Genomic DNA, 19,271 nt, shown 5'->3' on the forward strand with positions numbered 1-19,271 from the left:
AGGTACGTGGTCGTGAGCAGCTCCGTAACCCGCACCGATGCCGATGTCCTCCCCCAGGCCGAAGCCGGCAGCCCTTCCGCCTCCGGCACCGCCTTGGTCGACGAGTCCCGACGGGTGCTCGTGCACCTGCTCCAAGGACCCTTCCTGGACGGTCGGCGGGACGCCAACCGCTACGCCCAGCTGTTGCGTGACCGCGCCGCGATCGAATCCCGGCTGGCGGACCTCTTCCTCGAGCTGATCGTCGACGATGACGCTCAGGTCGCCTTCGTGCGCCAGAGCGAGGACGATCCTGATGCGCCGAAGCTCCTGCGCCGCCTGACCGGCATGAATCGCCTGGACTCGGTGCTGCTGCTGGTGCTGCGCCAGATGCTGCTGACCCAGTCCTCGCGCGGGCAGCGCACCGTCGTCTCCGAGGCGGAGCTGCAGCAGGCGCTGGCCGCCTACCGCCGCACCACCTCCACCGACGAGGCTGGATTCGCGAAGGAGGTCCGGGCCTCGATCGCGAAGGTTCAGCGCACCGGTCTGCTGGACGAGCAGGGGGATGACTACGAGGTCTCTCCCGTGCTGCGCCTGATGATCGGCGCCGATACCGCGCGGGAGTTCATCGCCCTGTACCGCGAGGCAGGGGTGAGCGGTCTCGAGGACCCCAGCGATGACACCGAGGACGACCCCGAGGACGAGGCTGCCGAGACGAAGGCCTGACCCTTCGGTCGGCCGGTCGGCCGGTCGGTCGGTCACTCGGCCAGTCACTCGGCCAGTCAGCCAGTCGGCCAGTCAGCCGGTCAGCCGGTCAGCCGGTCGGCCAGTCGGTCGGTCGGGCGTGTCGCGGCGGGGTGCCGCGCAGTGCCGGACCTCGAGTCGCTCGGTGCCACTGCCGAGCGGCTCGAGGGCGACCGTTCACGCCCTGTCGCCGCGCCGCGCGGGCCATGGTCCTCCCCGCTGCGCTCCTCTTCTTCCCGCCTCAGCCCGCCCGGCGTCTCCCCGCACTTCCCGGTGTCGCCCCGGCCCTCCCGCGCCTCTGCGCACCTCCCCGCGTCGCCCCGCGGGGCGCTCTTGCGCGCCCTTCTGCCGGGTCGACGATGAACAGCGGGTGTATATGAAAGGCCATTTCATAAAACCCTCTTGTTGAGCCGACTGCTTCATGGAATAACTGTCGTAGCAGGTCAGTGGGGTGCCGCCGTGCCCGGCTGCGGGAAGGCGGGCCCTCGCGACGTGCTCCCCAAGGTCGCCATGCGGGTGAAGATCCTCGCCTCGGTCCGCGGCCTCACGGGAGCGCTCCCACGCCTGCTGATTCCCCGTGGAGAGACGCGTTCGGGAGACGAACGCCGAGCAGGAGGCAGTCCAGTGAGAGGACCCGAACGATGACCGCGCCACCGGTGGCCGCAGCCACCGGAGCGCCGGAGGTGGAGCGGCCACCGGCTCCGGGGGGACCGGCGGTTGCGGCCCCGCGGAGGCGCCGTGCCCTGCGCGCTGTGCGCAACAGCTGGCAGCTCTATCTGCTGGTCGCTCCCGCCGTCGTTTTCTTCCTGATCTTCAACTACGTCCCGATGTACGGGGCGCAGATCGCCTTCCGCGATTTCATCGCCTCCGACGGGATCTGGGGGAGTCGCTGGGTGGGTCTCGAGCACTTCGAGCGCTTCTTCGACTCCTACTACTTCTGGCGCCTGCTGCGGAACACGCTGATCCTGAGCCTCTACCAGCTGGCCCTGTTCCCGCTCCCGATCATCCTGGCGCTCTCCCTCAACGAGGTGAAGAACCACCTCTTCAAGCGATTCGCGCAGACGCTCACCTACGCGCCGCATTTCGTCTCGCTGGTGGTCGTCGTCGGCATGCTGTTCGCGTTCCTCGATCCGCGCCTCGGGCTCGTCAACCACCTCATCGAGCTGGTCGGCCTCGCACCGATCCAGTTCATGCAGGATCCGGGCTGGTTCCGGCATCTCTACGTGTGGTCGGGGGTCTGGCAGTCCCTGGGCTGGAGCACGATCATCTACCTGGCGGCGCTCTCCGGTGTGAACCCTGAGCTCCATCAGGCCGCCCAGGTCGACGGCGCGAATCGTCTCCAGCGGATCCGACACGTCAACATCCCGGCGATCATGCCGACCGTCGTGATCCTGTTCATCCTCGACTTCGGCAGCTTCATGGCAGTGGGCTTCGAGAAGGCCCTGCTGATGAACAACTCGCTCAACGCCGAGGCCTCGGACATCATCCAGACCTTCGTCTACGAGACCGGGCTCCTGGAGGGGCAGTACAGCTACGCCGCGGCCGTCGGGCTCTTCGACTCCGTCATCAACATCCTCCTGCTGGTCGGCGTCAATCAGCTCGCCCGCCGTTTCTCAGAGAACAGCCTGTGGTGATCCCGTGACCTCCTCCCCTTCCCAGAGCCCGCAGGCCCTGCAGAGCCCTCAAACCGTGCAGAGCCCGCAGGCCGTGCGGAGCCCTCAGTCGTCAGGGCCCGGCCCCGCCTCGCGGCGCCCGAAGCGGCGCCCGCTCACCTCTCGCGAGGATCGCTGGTTCGACCGCCTCAACACCGTCTTCCTGCTCGCAGTGGTCGCCGTGATCGGGTATCCGCTGTGGTTCGTGCTCATCGCCTCGGTGAGCGATCCGCATGCCGTGCAGACGGGCCAGGTGTGGCTCTGGCCCGTCGACCTGAACCTGGACGGCTATGCGCGGGTGTTCTCCCAGGGGTCCATCTGGACCGGATACCGCAACACCGTCATCTACACGATCGTCGGAGTTGCCCTGCACCTGCTGATCGTGCTGCCCTGCTCCTACGCGCTCTCGCGGCGGAATATGGCGGGCCGCACCGGGGTGACCTGGTACATCCTGATCACGATGCTCTTCTCGGGCGGCATCATCCCCACCTACCTGGTCGTCAAGGACCTGGGCATGCTGGACACCATCTGGGCCGTGGTGGTGCCGGGGGCGGCCGGGGCCTGGTCGATCCTCGTCGGCCGAGCATTCTTCACCCAGAGTGTCCCTGAGGAGCTGGCCGAGGCGGCGACCGTCGACGGCGCGGGTGACATCCAGATCTTCCTGCGCATCGCGATTCCGCTCTCCGCACCGATCATCGCCACGCTCGCCCTGTTCCATGGGGTCGGGCTGTGGAATGAGTACTTCAAGGCGCTCATCTACCTCTCCGATCGGGACAAGTACACCCTCCAGCTGGTCCTGCGCGAGCTGCTGGTGGTCTCGCAGGAGACCTCCCAGGGCGGGGCGGGTGCGGCCGGCTCGCTGATCGAGCAGCAGCGACTGGCCGCCCTGATCAAGTACGCGGTGATGATCGTCGCTTCGCTCCCGCTGCTGGTGATCTACCCCTTCCTGCAGCGCTTCTTCACCCAGGGCGTGCTCATCGGCTCGGTCAAGGGGTGAGGGCGCGATGCTCACCCGCCTCGACGGCGCCCTGCACTGGCTGGTGCGGCTGGTGTGGCTGAACACCTGCTGGCTCGGGCTCACAGCGGCCGGCGGGATCGTGCTCGGCGTCGGCCCCGCCACCTTCGCCGCGCTCGAAGTGGCGCAGCGCTGGATGCGCGGCGAGAGGGACCTGCCCATCGGCCGCGCCATGTGGCAGCAGTGGCGCCAGGGCTGGCGGCTCACCAACGCCGTCACCCTGCTCGCCCTCACGCTGTGCGGAGCCCTGATCGTCACCTGGTGGCTCTCGCGCGGCCTGCCGCCCGTCCCGGCCGCACTCACGCAGGGGCCTGCGCTGCTGGGCCTGCTCCTGATGGTCGCGCTGATGCCGCATCTGCTCTGGATCGCAGGGCGGGAGGTCGACGGTGCCCCGCCGCGCCTGGCCGTCGTGTTCACCGCGGCGCTCGCGGTCGGCCTCGGGCGCCCCGTGCTGACCCTCTGCCTGCTGGCTCCTCTGATCGCCTGGCCGATGGCGCTGATCGCCAGCGGCTGGCCGGGACTGCTGCCCGTCTGCGGGATCAGCATCCCTCTCGTGGCCGCCGCCTGGTGCCTGCGGCGCACCTTCCCCTGAACCTGCCACCCCTCAACCCCACAAGCCCTGAACTGGTCACTCGCCTGGTTCAGTCACGTCCCGAAAGGATCCCTGCACCATGTCCCACCACCCCTTCACCCGCCGTGCCGCGCTGGCGTCAGGCGCTGCCCTCGCCTCCGCTGCGGTCCTCGCCTCCTGCGGCGACGACAGCGAAGAGATCGACACCCTCGACCAGATCGAGAACCCCGACGAGAACATCACCCCCGAGGGCATGCCGATCGCGAACGAACTGATCACGATCGACTTCCTCAGCGCCCGCCCCTCGACCACCGCAGAGGACTGGAACGAGGTCTCCGTCATCCAGGCGACCGAGGAGCTCACCAACGTCCACATCGACTTCGGCCTGGTCCCCCAGGATGGAGCGACCGAGCGCCGCAACCTCGTGCTGAGCAGCGGCGACTACCCCAGCGCGTTCTACCGCACGGGGGTCGGAACCGGGGACATCGCCACCTACGGGGAGCGAGGCACCTTCATCGCGCTGAACGATCTGCTCGAGAAGCACATGCCGAACCTGACCGCGCTGATGGAGAAGAGCCCCCAGATCCGCGAGGGGCTGACCTCCCGGACGGGAACATCTACTCCACGCCCCAGATCTACGACCCGAGCTTCCTGGGCCTGCGATACATGTTCAAGCTCTGGGCCCGGCAGGACTGGCTGGACCAGTTCGGCATGGCCGTGCCGGAGACGACCGAGGAGTTCGAGGCCTATCTCGAGGAGTCCGTCAACACGATCGACGGCGCGATCGGCCTCACCGACCCCGTGAACCTGGGGGAGACCTACCCGACGCTCTACGGCGCCTTCGGGGTGGCGAACCAGGGCACCGCCGGGGGCCAGATCGATCTGGATCCGGACACGGGGAAGGTGCGCTACTTCCCGATCACCGACGGCTACCGCGAGATGATGGAGTACCTCAACGGGCTCTACAGCAAGGGACTGATCCCGGCAGACATCTTCTCCTCGGACCGGGCGACCTTCACCGCGCAGGGCAGCGAGGGGATCGTGGCCGCCTGCGGGACGCCCGCCCCTGCCGGATACTTCGGCGAGGAGGGCGAGAAGTACGTCGTCGTCCCCCCGCTGACCCGCAGCGCGGGGGAGACCCCGGTGTGGCACGCGGTGCGCTCCGAGCTCGCCTCGATCGGCCACTTCGTGATGACCGACCGCTGCGAGCATCCCGTGGCGCTCGCCCGCTGGATGGACTACTGGTACAGCGAGGAGGGTGCTCGTCAGTTCTTCCTCGGCAACCAGGGGGACAGCTGGGAAGAGGTGGACGGCGAGTACAAGCTGCTGCCCGAGATCACCGAGGGACAGTCCGTCGATGACGGCCTCAAGCCGCACTCGATCTTCATGGGCGGCAGCTACCCGGGCTGGGTGACCGAGCGCTGGTTCGGGGGCGTGGAGAGCATGCCGCAGGCCATGGAGAGCTCGAAGGCCATGGAGCCGTACGCGATCCCCGAGGTGTGGTCCGCCTTCACCTTCACCCCGGAGGAGTCCGACGTGCTCGGCACCGTCGGCACCGAGATCGGCAAGTACCTCGGCGAGGCGCGAGCAGGCTTCATCACCGGCCAGCTGCCGCTGTCCGAGTGGGGCACCTTCGTGGAGACCCTCGAGAGCATCGGGCTGAGCGAGTTCTTGGAGATCCAGCAGACGGCGTACGACCGCAGGCAGTGACCCGGCCCCCGGGCCTCCCTGCACAGGGCGGCCCGGGGTGCGCGGACGGAACGGCCCCGGGGTGCGCGGCCAGCGTGATCTGGCTCGCTTTCCCGGCGTCGCCCCGTGCCTGAGCGGTCCCCAGCGGAGAGCTCTCGCCCCGGACGGCAATTGCGCACCATCGGCATTACGGAATAAGGTCAGGCTCGCCTAACCACCGGTTCCCGGTGGTCTCGAACCTGGAGGAACCGCTGTGAAGCTTTCCCGCCGTGCACTCGTCCTAGCGGCGCTCGCCGTCCCCGCGCTCGCCGCCTGCTCCGGGGAGGCAGGGACCAGCACGGCTCCCACCGCGGGCGGCGGCGCGGCCGACGGGTCCTTCCCCGTCACCCTCACCCACCTCTACGGCGAGACCGTGATCGAGGCGGAGCCCGCCACCATCGCGACCGTCTCCTGGGTCAACGCCGACACCCTGCTCGCGCTCGATGTGGTGCCGGCCGGGATTCCGACCGTCACCTGGGGCGGCAACGACAACGGCTCCACCGACTGGATCGATGCGAAGCTCACCGAGCTCGGCGCCGACTGGGGCACCGAGAACGCCCCCACCCAGTACGACGAGTCCGACGGCATCAACTACGACGAGATCGCGGCGCTGCTCCCGGACCTCATCATCGCCGCCTATTCCGGCCTCACCGAGGAGGAGTACACGCAGCTGAGCAAGATCGCGCCGACCATCGGCCCGCTGGCGGCGAACTACACCGCCGGCTGGGAGGACGTCCTGACCGCCGTCGGCACCGCCACCGGTCGCTCCGAGCAGGCCACGAGCCTCGTCGAGCAGATCACCGCGGATCTCGCCGCCGTCGGCGAGGAGAACCCGGCCGTCGCCGGCGCCACCTTCATCGCCGGCACCCTGGGCCTCGCGGACAACTCGATCAACCTCTACGTCGGCGAGGACACCCGCCCGCGCTTCTTCACCGCGCTGGGGATGACCCAGGCGGAGGTCATCGACGAGAACACCCCCGGGGCGGACAGCTTCTACCTCGAATGGTCCGCCGAGCGCGCCGACGAGCTGGTCTCGGACCTCTTCTACACCTGGGCCGCGCCCGGCACCACGGTCGAGGACTTCCAAGCGAATCCGCTGTTCGCGCAGATCCCCGCGGTGGCCTCCGGCGGGGTGGTGCTCACCGACGACGACCACCTCACGCTGTCGATCTCCGCAGCCAATGCGCTGAGCCTGCCCTGGGCGCTCGAGCACCTGGTGCCATCCATCGTCGAGACCGCCCAGCACGTCCGGGGCTGAGCAGCCACGGTGCGACGCTCCACCCCGCTGGCGATCGCCGGAGGCCTGCTGGCCCTGGCGATCGCCAGCCTGCTCTCCCTCATGATCGGCGCCCGCACCGTCGCCCCGAGCACCGTGTGGGATGCGCTGACCGCCTACGACGCGAGCCTCGCGGACCACGCCGTGATCCATGCCCGGCTGCTGCGCACCGCCGCCGGGGTCGCCGTCGGTGCGGCGCTCGCCGTGGCCGGCGCCGCGATGCAGGGAGTGACCCGCAACCCGCTCGCGGACCCCGGCATCCTGGGGATCAACGCAGGCGCCACCACCAGCGTGGTGATCGGGGTGTTCCTCCTGGATGCATCCGCCGTCGCCGAGTTCATGGTGCTCGCCCTGATCGGCGCCGCCGTCGGCACCGTCGTCGTCTACGCCGTCGCCTCGCTCGGACGCGACGGCGCCACCCCGGTGAAGCTCGCGCTCGCCGGGGCGGCGGTCACCGCCGGTCTCGGCTCGGTGATCAACGCACTGGTGCTTCTCGACGACGCGTCCCTGGACCGGCTGCGGTTCTGGCAGGTGGGCACCCTCGGCGCCCGCAGCCTCTCCGATATCGCGGTCGTCGCGGCGCTGATGGCGATCGGGGCGGTGCTGATCACGGGGACCACCGGTGTGCTCAACGCCCTCGCCCTCGGCGACGACGCCGCGGTGGGCCTCGGCGTGAGGGTGGCACGGGCACGGATCGTGCTGGGGATCGCGATCATCCTGCTGTGCGGGGCGGCGGTCGCGCTCGCTGGGCCCGTCGGCTTCCTCGGCCTGGTGGTCCCGCATGCCGCACGGCTGCTGGTAGGCGGCGACTACCGGCGCATCGTCCCGCTGTGCCTGCTGGGCGGCCCGGTGCTGATCCTGCTGGCCGACACCGTGGGCAGGGTGGTCGCCCCGCCCGCCGAGGTGCAGGTCGGCGTGATGACCGCCCTGATCGGAGTGCCCGTCTTCGTGGTGCTGCTGCGCACCCGGCGGCAGGTGGGGCTGTGAACGCCGCTCCCGCTCCCGAGCCCGCGCCGCGCGCCTCCCGCCCGGGCCCCGGCTCCCGCCCGCGCTCTCCCGGCCGTTCCCGCCGCACTGCGCTGACCGCCCTGGTCGCCGGGGTGATCGTGCTGGCCCTGGTCGCGGCCCGCGTGCTGCTGGGCACCCCGATGGTGCCGCTGGACCAGGCGCTGCGGGTGATCGGCGGCGAGGCGATCCCCGGCATCTCCTTCATCGTGATGGAGAACCGCCTGCCCACCGCGGTGGTCGCGCTGCTGGCCGGCATCGCCTTCGGGCTCTCCGGCACCATCTTCCAGACCCTGCTGCGGAACCCGCTGGCCAGCCCTGACGTGATCGGGGTGACCCTCGGCGCCTCGGCCGGGGCGGTGATCGCGATGAGCTTCTTCGAGACCGACGGCCGCGCGCTGTTCTGGTTCACGCTGCTGGGCGGCGTGCTGACGGCGCTGCTGATCCTCGCGGTGGCCGGAGCGGGCCGCCCGGGCGCGACCGGCGCGGTGGACAACCGCTTCGTGCTGGTGGGCATCGGGGTCGCCGCGGCGCTCAGCGCCCTGGTCTCCTACCTGCTCACCCGGCTCACCCTGCAATCCGCCGGGGACGCGATGCACTGGCTGGTCGGCTCGCTGTCCACCTCCACCTGGGACCGAGTGGTGGTGCTCGCGATCGCTCTGGCGGTGCTGCTTCCGGTCCTCGCACTGCTGGTGCCCCGGCTGCGGATCCTGCAGCTGGGCGATGAGACCGCCACCGGGCTCGGCCTCGCGGTGCCCCGCACCCGGATCTGGCTGATCATGGTCGCGGTGATCCTCTGCGCGTTGACGGTCGCGGTCACCGGCCCGCTCTCCTTCGTGGCCTTCCTCGCCGGGCCGATCGCCCGGATGCTCGCCGGCCGGCCCAGCTTCGTGCTGTCCGCCGCCGTCGGCGCCGTGATCGTGCTGCTCGCCGACATCGCCGGCCAGAACCTCTTCGGCTCCACCGAGCTGCCCGCCGGAGTCATCACCGGCGCGCTCGGTGCCCCGTTCCTGCTGTGGATGCTCACCCGCACCACGTTCTCCGGACCCGGAAGGTGACCTCGCCACGATGGCACTGATCGAGACCCGCAACCTGCACCTGGCCTATGACCGTCGGGACATCGTCCGCGACCTCAGCCTGAGCCTGCCCGAAGGGCAGATCACGATCATCGTGGGCGCCAACGGCAGCGGGAAGTCGACCCTGCTGCGCGGGATGTCACGCCTGCTCACTCCGCGCAGCGGCACCGTGCTGCTGGACGGCCGTGATCTCCATTCCCTGCGCGGCAAGGAGCTCGCCCGCCGCCTCGGCCTGCTCCCGCAGACTCCGATCGCCCCCGACGGCGTCACCGTGAGGGAGCTGGTCACCCGCGGCCGCTTCCCCCACCAGGGCCTGTTCCCGCAATGGTCCGACCAGGACGAGCTGGCGGTGGCCGAGGCGCTCGCCGCCACTCGCACCGACGCGCTGCAGGACCGGCTGCTCGAGGAGCTCTCCGGCGGGCAGCGCCAGCGGGTCTGGATCGCGATGGCGCTCGCCCAGCAGACGGAGGTGCTGCTGCTGGACGAACCCACCACCTACCTCGATGTCACCCACCAGCTCGAGGTGCTCGACGTGGTCAGGGACCTGCAGCGGGAGCGCGGCACCACCGTGGGGATCGTGCTGCATGACCTGAACCTCGCCGCGCGCTACGCCGATCACCTGGTCGCCATGCGCTCCGGCGAGATCCATTCCCAGGGCACGCCGGCCGAGGTCATCACCCGCCAGATGGCGCATGAGGTCTTCGCCCTGGATGCCCACATCGCCCCCGATCCGGTCACCGGCACCCCGATGGTGCTGCCGCTGGGCCGTGACCGCACCGCCCCCGGTGCACACCACCACCACGAGGAGGACCCCATCTCGACCACCGCCGAGACCGCCCCGACCGAGACCGCCTTGAGCGCGACTGCCCCTACCGCGACTGCCCCGACCGAGGCTGCCCCGACCGAGACTCCCGCTGCGACCGACACGCGCGTCTCCGCCCTGGACCACAGCTCGATGCTCGCCTTCGAGCTGGAGGTCGCCGCACGCCGCAGCCTCGGCCCCTCGCTGGTGCGCTTCACCCTGACCGGCCCTGAGCTCGAGCACTTCGGCACCAACTCCCATGTGCTGGACCTGCGGATCAAGCTGATCATCCCCGGGCCTGCCGCGAGCGCAGACCACTTCGCCCCGGTGCGTCCCGGTGCGCTGCTCGACCCCGTCATCCACTCCGACTGGTACCGCAGCTGGCTGCAGATCGATCCCACCGACCGCGGCTGGATGCGCACCTACACGGTGCGTGAGCATCGCGCCGCCGGCCATCCCGGGAACCACACCGCGAACCCCGAGATCGACATCGACGTGGTCCTGCACCTCGACCCCGTCGAGGTCCCCGGCCAGGGCGTCGCCGCCCGCTGGGCCCGGGATGCGAGGGTCGGTGACACGCTCACGATGCTCGGTCCCAACCGGCATCTGGTGGGCCCCGAGTACGGCGGCATCGAGTTCCGGCCCGGCACCGCCCGCACCGTGCTGCTGGTGGGCGACGAGACCGCGCTGCCGGCCGTCGGCTCGATCCTCGAGGCGCTGCCCGCCTCGATCAGCGGTCACGCTCTGCTCGAGGTGCCCGAGGCCGGTGACCAGCAGCAGCTGCTGACCCGCTCCGGGGTGCAGGTGACCTGGCTGCCCCGCGAGGGCCGCCCGCACGGCGAGCTGCTCGACGCCGCGGTGCGGGAGCTGATGAGCGCGAACGCCCAGGCATTCCGGGGCACGGCGGGGGATGATCCCGCAGCGCCTGAGGGCTCCGCGGGGGCCGATGGCTTCGCAGGGGCCGACGGGTCCGCTGCAGCCGCGTCACCGGAGCTCGAGGACGTCGACGTCGACGAGACCATGCTGTGGGAGACGACCACCGGGCACGGCGCCTTCTACGCCTGGCTGGCGGGGGAGGCCGGGGTGATCAAGACCCTGCGCCGACACCTGGTCAGCGAGCTGGGGCTGGACCGGAAGCAGGTCTCCTTCATGGGGTACTGGCGCCTGGGCCGGCCCGAGCACTGAGCCGCGAGAACCCGGAGCGGACACTGCGGAGACGTGGCGGGGACCGGCCGTGTCCGGGTGCCGGGCCCCGCATATCGCCGGTACCTCGCCTCACTGCCGCACGATGATGTTCTCCGAATCGATGTAGGCGCCCACCGGGGAGGTCAGCGCGCCGATCACCTCGGCGACATGCTCGGGCTGCATGATCGTGCTCGGGTCCTCGTCCGGGGCGAGCACCCGTCGCAGCTCGGTCGCGGTGCGTCCGGGGGAGATGCACGCGACCCGGGTGCCGTAGATCGAGAGCTCCTCCCGCATCACCTCGCTCATGGTGATCAGCGCGGACTTGGATGCCGAATAGGTCAACCAGCCTGACCGCCCGGTGACCCCTGCGGTGGAGGCCACGTTCACGATCAGATCGAACACGTTGCCGCGGTTGAGCAGGGTCTTCACCAGCAGGAACGGTGCGTAGAGGTTCACCTCCATGGTGCGTTCGAAGTCCGGCATCTTCACCTGCTGCAGCGGCACCGGATTCGTGTAACCGGCGTTGTTCACCAGCAGATGGATGTCGCCCACCTCGTCGTAGAGCCGCTTCGCGGTGCGCTTGAGGGCGGAGCGGTCGCCGACGTCCAGCACGCAGGGCAGGAAGCGGGTGCTGCCGTCACCCTCGTCACGCAGCTGCCCGGCGGCCCGCTCGAGGTCCTCGGCGCTGCGGGAGACCAGGATGATCGTGGAGATGCCCGGCTCCTGCGCGAGCCGGCGCACAGTCGCCAGCCCGATCCCGCGGGAGGCACCGGTGATCAGCGCGGTGCGACCGGGATGCTCCGGCCGAGCGGCCCGGGCGGTGGTCTGCTCAGACATCTCGATCCCTCTCTCCCTGCAGCAGCACGGTGGCCATGCGGACGTCGGTCGGGGAGGTCACCTTGAGGTTGGTGTCGCTGCCGTCGAGGAAGTGCACCGGGAAGCCGGCATCGGCGACCAGGGTCGCGTCCTCCGTGTACTCGATGCCCTCAGACAGTGCTTTCTCATGCGCGGCGACCAGATCGGACCGCCGGAACTTCTGCGGCAGCTGCACATTGCGCAGCCGGGCCCGGTCCAGCGAGCCGGTGACCATGTGGGTCTCGGGATCGACGGGCGCGACGGTGAAGGGGATCGGCGACATCAGTGCGACGTTCTGCCAGGGCGAATCGATCAGGCGGGTGAAGTCCGCGGAGGTCGCCAGCGGGCGGGCTGATTCGTGCAGGAGGACCTGGTCGTACTCGCAGTGGGGGAGCATCTCGCGCACCGAGGAGTGGCGCGTCGGAGCCCCGGGCACCAGCGTGATCGGGGTGGAGATCGCGTAGGCGTCGAGCACCTCCTCGATCTCCCTCCGCCAGCCCTCGGGGAAGTTCACCACGATCTGCCCCACCTGCGGCAGTCGATCCGCGGTGACCAGGGTGTAGACGAGGATCGGGATGCCGCGCAGCTTGAGCAGCTGCTTGGGCTGGCCCGCCCCGACCCGGGCTCCCACCCCGCCGTTGAGCAGGATCAGCGAGAACGTCGCAGCAGCGGTCGTCATGGGTGTCTCATCTCTGCTCGCCTCATCGCGGGCTCAGGATTCCTTCTCGTAGGCGGCGAGCACCTCGCGGATCGGTGCGTCCTCGACCAGCTGTCCCTGGCGCAGGTAGAGCCCGCGGGTGCAGAAGCGGCGCAGGTCGTTGTCCTTGTGGGAGACCAGGAAGAGGGTGCGGCGCGCGGCCAGCAGCTCCTCGATCCGCGTGTAGCACTTGGTGCGGAAGGCCTTGTCGCCCACGGCGAGCACCTCGTCGACCAGGATGATCGGTTCATCGAGCTGCGAGATCACGGAGAAGGCGAGCCGGACCTTCATCCCGGAGGAGAAGTGCCGGAACGGGGTGTCCAGGAACTTCTCCATCTCGGCGAAGTCGACGATCTCGTCGAACTTCGCAGCGATGGTCTCCTTCGGCATGCCGTGCAGACCGGCGGCGAGGTGGATGTTCTCCCGACCGGTGAGGTCCGGGGCGAAACCGCCGGTGATCTCGATCAGCGGCGCGACTCCGCCGGTCACCGAGACCCGGCCCGCGTCGGGCAGCAGCACCCCTGCCACGACCTTCAGCAGGGTGGATTTGCCCTGTCCGTTGCGTCCCACCACGCCGACCGCCTCGCCCTGGCGCACCTCGAAGGAGATGTCTTTGAGCCCCCAGAAGGAGTCGCCGTCGGGGCCCTTGTCGCGGCGGAACAGCATCGAGCGCAGGCTCAGGTCGCGACGCTTGCGGGAGAACTCGACTCCCACGCCTTCCAGGGAGATCACCGGGACGGCAGGGTCCCCAGCGGTGGAGTCGGCGGCGGGCAGAATGTTCGTGTCGTTCATCAGACCTCCTTCAGCACCTGACGCTCCATGCGGCCGAACACCGTCCAGCCGATCACCAGGGTGACGGCAGAGATGGCGGCGGCGGCGAGGATCGCGTCCCAGTACACCGGACCGGGGAAGAAGCCGGCGCGATAGCACTCCAGGATCCCGGTGAGCGGATTGAACTTGTAGAGCCCGACGACGACCGGCGGCAGGGACGTGACCACGACGTCGTTCAGGCTGTAGATGATCGGGGAGGCGTAGAACAGCGCGCGCGTGGCCACCCGGATGAGCGGCTCCACATCCCGCACCAGCATGGTGATCGGGGAGAACAGCAGGGCGAGTCCCAGCAGCAGCATCAGCTGGATCAGGATGCCGACGGGGAAGAGCACCAGCTGCAGGTCGAACTGCGGCCGGTAGAACACGGCGAAGACGGCGAGCACCGGGATCGACAGCAGGAACTCCACGCCCTTCGCGCCGGTGCTGCGCAGCACCCAGATCTGGCGCGGCAGGGAGGTCGAGGCGATCAGCCGCCGCTGGGAGGCCAGCGACTGGATGCCCTCGTTGATCCCGTTGGTGAACCACATGAACGGCAGCAGCCCGGAGAGCAGGAAGATGATGTACGGCTCCGAGCCCACGGTGCGATGGAAGATCACCGTGAACACGAACCAGTAGATCGAGCCCATCATCAGCGGTTCGAGCACGGTCCAGACATAGCCGAGCATCGAATCGGCGTAGCGCAGCTTCAGATCCCGACGGATCAGCACCGCGAGGATCTTCCGGGTGCGCACCAGCTCCCGGAGGGTCTGCACGGTCGAGGTGCGGGTCCCGGCGGTGTAGGGGATGGGCCGGCTCACGGGGTCGTAGCCCGGCTGCTGGGAGCGGACGACGCCTCGCCCGTCCGTGCGACAGAGGTGGGCGGGTCGGGCCGGCTCGGGTCGGGCCCGCTGATCCGCGCCCACTGCTCATCACGCTGCGCCGCGAGCTCACGGCAGGTGGTGAGGAAGCGGGCGAGGGACGCCCCCGGGGTGGTGTCACCGAGGTAGTACTCGCTCAGCCGTAGCCGCTCCTCACGGCCAGGATCGTGCGTGATCGCCTCCAGGGCGAGCCGTCCGGCGGCGGGGGCCTCCTGGACGGAGAGACGGGGGAGCACATCGAGCATCCGGGTACCGGCCTCCTGAGCAGTTCCTTCGGCGGGGGTGGTGATGATCAGCGGCTTGCCGGTGGCGAGCCAGTCGTTCGCGACGGCGGAGATGTCGCAGATCAGCAGATCCGCCTCGGCGACGTCGAGCGAGAGCGGGCGGTCGTCGGAGATGGTGTGCCCGCCCTCGGCGAGCAGCTCCCGCGCCGCCCGGTCCGCCTCGCCGAATTCGGGCACCCGCACCCCGGTCAGCGGATGGGGGCGATAGATGATCCGGGCCCCCGCCTTCTGCACGGAGCGCAGCAGCGCCTCGGCGTGGGTGCGCAGCGAGCTGTAGGCGACGGAGGCCTGGCCACCCTCCCAGGTGGGTGCATAGAGCACCACCGGACGGTCATCACGGCGCTCCGGGACGGTGATCCCCTCCCGGTCGGTGTCCAGGGAGGGGCGGCCGACGGGGAGGCAGCGGGTGGCGGCATCGAACAGGGAGGTGTACCGCGCATAGCGGTCGATCGCCGCCTGCCCGGCCACGAAGGAGTAGTCGTAGGCCTTGACCTGGTTGGAGACCGAGACGCCCTTGTCCGAGTCCCCGTGCAGCAGGGAGACGTGGATGACCGAGCGGGAGCGCAGCGGCGCCGTGTTCATCGGGTTGTAGTTCACGTACAGGACCAGCTTGGTGCCGCTGCGGGCGATCAGCCCGTCGAGGGTCGCGTCCAGGGCGACCGTCACCACCGGCATGTCCATCTCATCCCGCAGCACCTCTGCGACCCGGGAATCCATGCACACCACGGTCACGCCCAGCTCCGCATGGAGCGCTCTGAGCGGGCCGTACCAGCCGCGCATCTGGTACATGCTCTCCATGGTGTCGGCGAAGTAGACGATGACGTCGCCGTACAGGGACTGGTCCTGGAGGTCCTCGTCGTCACCGAGTCCGTCGGGCATCCCGCCGGGCAGCAGATGGTAGCGGCGCAGGAGGCGCCCGCCCACGCTGCGCAGTCGGCGGTTCAGGGTGTTCTCTCGAGGCTGCAAGGCCTGCTCCCTTCACGGGGCGCGGTGATCGGGTCGGTCCGGTCGAACAGCTGCGACCAGGCCTGGGTGGTGGTGGTCAGGGGCAGGGCGCGGCGATAGCTGCCGCGCAGGGAGGCCCAGCGCAGGGCCATCCGCAGGTGGCGCCACGCGGTGCCGAGCAGGAGGCGGCGACCTGTCGAGCCGCGCACCGGGTAGGTCATCAGGGCCCGGCCGGTGGCGTCGGTGATCACGATCGCGTCGGCGCCGAGGGCGGTGCGCCAGGTCAGGCGGTCCTCCCGCACCCCCATCACCAGGCGCGGAGGCCGGTCCGGACGCAGCAGGCGCAGTGCCGCGCGGGTGAGGGCCTGCGGCAGCGGCAGCGGGCGGTGACGGGTGATCGCCAGCGGCGCGGCGGCACGGTCCGCACCCGCCTGCACCGTCCAGTCGGCGATGACCTTCCCGCCGTCGGCTCGCGCACGTGCGAGGTCCCGACCGAGCCAGGAGTCGGGTCCGGCGAGGAAGGACTCGATGCCGTGGTCCCAGAGCGCCGTGGTCAGGTGGAGCCCGGAGAGGATGTGCTTGCCCTGATGCAGCAGCGAGGAGGAGATCACGCCCCGGCCGGAGCCATGAGCGGCGGCGGTCGCCAGCCGGTTGCGGTGCAGCACCCGCGCGGTCCAGGTCATCTGGGTGCGATACATGGTCCATGGCGGGTGGTGGACGCTGGTCCCGGGCAGCACCACGTGCCGATACCCGCGCTCGGTGGCCCGCAGCCCGTATTCGGCGTCGTCCCACTTCAGGAAGTAGGGGGCGGGCAGGCCCAGCTCCGCTGCGGTGCCGGGCGGGAACAGGGTCGCCCACCAGCCGGTGTAATTGGCCTCGCCATGGGCGCGCAGGAAGCTCCACTGCTCGGGGGTGGTGCCGGACAGCTCGACCGGCTTGCGGACGCCGTCCGTGGCGTGCCACTGGAAGTCCCCGCCCCGCACTGCCTCGGACACGGCGATCAGACGATCCGGATGCTCGGAGGAGAACAGCGGTGTGCCCAGGATGGTGGGGGTGGCGCACAGCGCCTGGAAGGTGACCATGCGACGCAGGGACTCCTCGGACAGCACCGCATCATCATCGGAGAACAGCACCGCATGCCCGGGGGAGGCGGCGGCCTCGAGCATCCCGCGGGCATAGCCGCCGGAACCGCCGAGGTTCCGCTGGGTGATCAGCCGGATCTCCGGCCGCTCGGCGAGCAGCCGGGTGATGGCGGGCAGCTGCGCGAGGGTGCGGCCCTGATCGACGACGAGCACCTCGTGCACGCAGCCCATCCGGGCGAAGCGCTCCGCCTGGGTGATCGCATCCTGCTCACGGCCCCGGGTGGGCATCACCACCGTGACGGGCGGCAGATCGACCGCACGTTCCGTGCTCCAGGTGACGGTGCTGACCGGCCCCTCGACCCAGAGCCATTGCGGCCCCTGGGCGGAGAGCCGCAGCTGGTGGCTGCCGAGGATGTCGACGGCGAGCGGCCAGCGCCGTCCGGAGCGGGCCGCCCACAGGGTTGCCGGCCCGCCCTTGAACTCGAGGGTCACCACCGCATCGCCCAGCACGGACCGCCAGGTCGAGGCCGGCAGCGCCTGATCCCACAGAGCGGTCTCGGGAGTGGAGGCGGAGGCATTCCAGGTGCCCAGGACCAGGGAGGGACGTGCCGCGGATCGCGCATGGTGGCTCGCCCCGCCGGCTTCGCGTGCTGGCGGCGGGTCGCTCGGCATGCTCGAGGCCTCGCCCTGCGGACCACGGGGGCTCGGAGTAAGGGCTCTCGGATGTGACCCGCGGACGGTGCTCACGCCCTCTCCGGAATCTCGAAAGCGGCCGGGACGAGGAGGTGCATGTCTGCCAGGGCCGTGAGCCGCTGGGCAGTGGTGGCGGTGACGTCCTGTGCCCGAAGACGACGAACCCGGCGGGCACGACGGACGGTCTCCGTCGCCACGTTCTGCACGCGGTGGAGTCGGCGCCAAGTTCTACGCATCGGCATCGGTCGATAGGCTCCTTCGCATGGCACGTGCTCGTCTGAGGCAGCTGCTCGAGGCCGTGAGATGCGCTGTCTTACGGGATGGGTGTGCCGACTGCCACCCCAGCGGTCCGATCTGCCGGACTATAGCAACGTGAATGGCGGGTGAACGAAAGATGTCTGCTGTCGGCGAGCCTCCCGTAAACTCCGGCGATGTGAACGGGATCCGGCGGCGAGTCGCGAGCGTATGGCGCGGTGACGCGCTCCGTCGCGCACGCCGCGAGGGAGCACGGCTGCTGCCGCCGCCAGCCCCCGGGAACGTCTGGACCGGGCTGTCGTTGCATCCCCATCAGGCGCACTCGGTCTTCGCCCCTGACCTGCATCGGCTGCGCAGCGAGCTGCTGGAGGCCGTGCTGGCGGCGATCTCCCCGATTGTCCCTGTCCTCGCACCACCTGAGCCCCGTCTTCCCTGGCGGCTCATGGTCCGCCAGCAGGACGCGGGCGCCGTGCTGGATGCCCTGCGTGCACTTCCTCCGCACTGGGAGGTCCGCCCGGCGCGCGACGGCCGATGGATCGATCTACGACCTCGATTCGCCGTCGCCGGCCGCGAGCTCGAACGCACCGGCGATCTGGAGCTGAGGGTTGACCTGATGCATTGGACAGGGGAGGCACATCGCGGTGCAGCTCTGGGCGCCTTCAGGCGGATCGAGGCCACGGCCTGGGAAGAGACGGCTCGGCAGAGTCTCATCGGCTCCCACCGTCGGCCGGGCCCACCCGCGCCGTCGATGCCGATCGACGTGGTGTACACCTGGGTCGACGACCGGGACCAGGCGTGGAGAGCTCGACGCGACGCGGCGCTCGAGAGGACGTCGGCCGTGGGCGGCCCGGTCGCCCGGCATCCCTCAGCGACCGCGGAGGCGCGGTTCGCGGACTCCGAGGAGCTGCGCTACTCCCTGCGTTCCCTGCATCGCTATGCGAATTGGGTGCGTCGCATCTATCTGGTCACGGACGGCCAGCTTCCCACCTGGTTGAACGGGGATCCGCGCATCCAGCTGGTGGACCACCGAGAGCTGCTCGGGGGCAGCCGATTCAACTCTCATGCGATCGAATCGGCACTGCATCGCATCCCCGGACTTGCCGAGCACTACCTCTACCTCAACGATGACGTGTTCTTCGGCCGGATCGCGCATCCGGGAGACTACTTCGCGGCAGAAGGGGTCGCCCGCTTCTTCCCCTCGGATCTGCCGATCGACCCTGGACCCGCAACGTCTTTCGATCCACCTCTCATGGCCGCAGCCAAGAATGGTCGGGAGCTTCTGGCGGGCCGCTTCGGGATCGACGTGCGCACGAGGATCCGGCACACCGTCCATCCCCAGCTGCGCAGCGTCGCGGCGCAGATCGAGGAGGAGAATTCCGAGGAGATCGCCCGCACCCGGGCGGCGCCGTTCCGCTCTCCGCAGGACATCTCCGTGGCGTCCTCGCTCCACCACTGGTACGCGCATGCGCTGGGACGCTCCGTGCCGTCCACCCCGAACTATCTGTACCTCGACCTTGCAGCACCGCATGCGCCGCAAGCGCTCGATGCACTGGGATCGTTGCGCCGATACGACACCTTCTGCCTGAACACCGAGGAGAGGGCGCTGGACCCGTCCCGCCGCGCCGGACTGCGACGCTTCCTCGAGACGTATTTTCCAGATCCTGCCCCGTGGGAGACAGCTCCGGCGGAGCCGGCCTGATCCGACGGCGACCAGCGGGTGCCTGGAAGGCGCCGGACTCGGT

16 protein-coding genes are annotated in these 19,271 nt (G+C 69.9%); 10 read left to right on the forward strand and 6 right to left on the reverse strand.

All coding sequences use genetic code 11. From position 1 onward, the window contains the following. The first annotated feature begins 12 nt into the window (after positions 1–12). From ACT3T9_RS02690 to ACT3T9_RS02730, 9 genes are all read left to right on the forward strand, one after another. Positions 13–702 (forward strand): DUF4194 domain-containing protein, encoded by a 690-nt coding sequence (locus tag ACT3T9_RS02690; RefSeq protein WP_444605915.1) that lies wholly within the window; start codon positions 13–15, stop codon positions 700–702. A gap of 770 nt (positions 703–1,472) precedes the next feature. Continuing rightward, on the forward strand, positions 1,473–2,354 hold the full coding sequence (locus ACT3T9_RS02695) for an ABC transporter permease (RefSeq protein WP_441443673.1): 882 nt from the start codon (positions 1,473–1,475) through the stop codon (positions 2,352–2,354). Positions 2,355–2,358: 4 nt separating this feature from the next. Further along, positions 2,359–3,369, forward strand: coding sequence for a carbohydrate ABC transporter permease (locus tag ACT3T9_RS02700; protein WP_441443674.1), 1,011 nt, complete (start codon positions 2,359–2,361; stop codon positions 3,367–3,369). Positions 3,370–3,376: 7 nt separating this feature from the next. After that, entirely contained in the window at positions 3,377–3,979 is a 603-nt protein-coding gene (locus ACT3T9_RS02705; RefSeq protein ID WP_444502204.1) for a YesL family protein, read from the forward strand. A gap of 645 nt (positions 3,980–4,624) precedes the next feature. Next, on the forward strand, positions 4,625–5,668 hold the full coding sequence (locus ACT3T9_RS02710) for a hypothetical protein (protein ID WP_444605916.1): 1,044 nt from the start codon (positions 4,625–4,627) through the stop codon (positions 5,666–5,668). Between the two features lie 232 nt (positions 5,669–5,900). After that, positions 5,901–6,944: an ABC transporter substrate-binding protein gene (locus tag ACT3T9_RS02715; RefSeq protein WP_441443677.1), complete on the forward strand. Its 1,044-nt coding sequence runs from the start codon at positions 5,901–5,903 to the stop codon at positions 6,942–6,944. Positions 6,945–6,953: 9 nt separating this feature from the next. Further along, positions 6,954–7,949 (forward strand): FecCD family ABC transporter permease, encoded by a 996-nt coding sequence (locus ACT3T9_RS02720; RefSeq protein WP_444605917.1) that lies wholly within the window; start codon positions 6,954–6,956, stop codon positions 7,947–7,949. Next, positions 7,946–9,025: a FecCD family ABC transporter permease gene (locus ACT3T9_RS02725; protein ID WP_444605918.1), complete on the forward strand. Its 1,080-nt coding sequence runs from the start codon at positions 7,946–7,948 to the stop codon at positions 9,023–9,025. The genes ACT3T9_RS02720 and ACT3T9_RS02725 overlap by 4 nt, the downstream gene beginning before the upstream one ends. A 10-nt stretch (positions 9,026–9,035) precedes the next feature. Continuing rightward, positions 9,036–11,030, forward strand: a complete 1,995-nt coding sequence (locus ACT3T9_RS02730; RefSeq protein WP_441443680.1) for an SIP domain-containing protein — start codon at positions 9,036–9,038, stop codon at positions 11,028–11,030. A 90-nt stretch (positions 11,031–11,120) separates the two neighbouring features. Here the strand turns inward: ACT3T9_RS02730 and ACT3T9_RS02735 are convergent, their stop codons facing one another. From ACT3T9_RS02735 to ACT3T9_RS02760, 6 genes are read right to left on the reverse strand one after another with little or no spacing between them, the layout of a single operon-like run. Then, complete coding sequence (locus ACT3T9_RS02735; protein ID WP_444605919.1) at positions 11,121–11,867, reverse strand: SDR family NAD(P)-dependent oxidoreductase; 747 nt, start codon at positions 11,865–11,867, stop codon at positions 11,121–11,123. Next, positions 11,860–12,564, reverse strand: a complete 705-nt coding sequence (locus ACT3T9_RS02740; RefSeq protein WP_444605920.1) for an IspD/TarI family cytidylyltransferase — start codon at positions 12,562–12,564, stop codon at positions 11,860–11,862. Before ACT3T9_RS02740 ends, ACT3T9_RS02735 begins: the two co-directional genes overlap by 8 nt. Positions 12,565–12,597: 33 nt before the next feature. Further along, positions 12,598–13,374 carry an ABC transporter ATP-binding protein gene (locus ACT3T9_RS02745; RefSeq protein WP_444605921.1) on the reverse strand — a complete coding sequence of 259 codons (777 nt, stop codon included), beginning with the start codon at positions 13,372–13,374 and terminating at the stop codon, positions 12,598–12,600. Next, on the reverse strand, positions 13,374–14,210 hold the full coding sequence (locus tag ACT3T9_RS02750) for an ABC transporter permease (protein ID WP_444605922.1): 837 nt from the start codon (positions 14,208–14,210) through the stop codon (positions 13,374–13,376). Before ACT3T9_RS02750 ends, ACT3T9_RS02745 begins: the two co-directional genes overlap by 1 nt. Beyond that, positions 14,207–15,520: a CDP-glycerol glycerophosphotransferase family protein gene (locus ACT3T9_RS02755; RefSeq protein ID WP_444605923.1), complete on the reverse strand. Its 1,314-nt coding sequence runs from the start codon at positions 15,518–15,520 to the stop codon at positions 14,207–14,209. The genes ACT3T9_RS02750 and ACT3T9_RS02755 overlap by 4 nt, the downstream gene beginning before the upstream one ends. After that, a complete protein-coding gene (locus ACT3T9_RS02760) occupies positions 15,496–17,253 on the reverse strand; it encodes a glycosyltransferase (RefSeq protein ID WP_444605924.1) in 1,758 nt (585 codons plus the stop codon). Before ACT3T9_RS02760 ends, ACT3T9_RS02755 begins: the two co-directional genes overlap by 25 nt. Positions 17,254–17,707: 454 nt before the next feature. Here ACT3T9_RS02760 and ACT3T9_RS02765 point away from each other — a divergent pair, with 454 nt between their 5' ends. Further along, the gene (locus tag ACT3T9_RS02765; RefSeq protein WP_444605925.1) at positions 17,708–19,228 is read left to right on the forward strand and encodes a stealth family protein; all 1,521 of its coding nucleotides are present in this window, start codon (positions 17,708–17,710) and stop codon (positions 19,226–19,228) included. Positions 19,229–19,271: the final 43 nt, after the last annotated feature.

The organism is Brachybacterium sp. AOP29-B2-41 (assembly GCF_052378395.1).
Lineage (GTDB): Bacteria > Actinomycetota > Actinomycetes > Actinomycetales > Dermabacteraceae > Brachybacterium.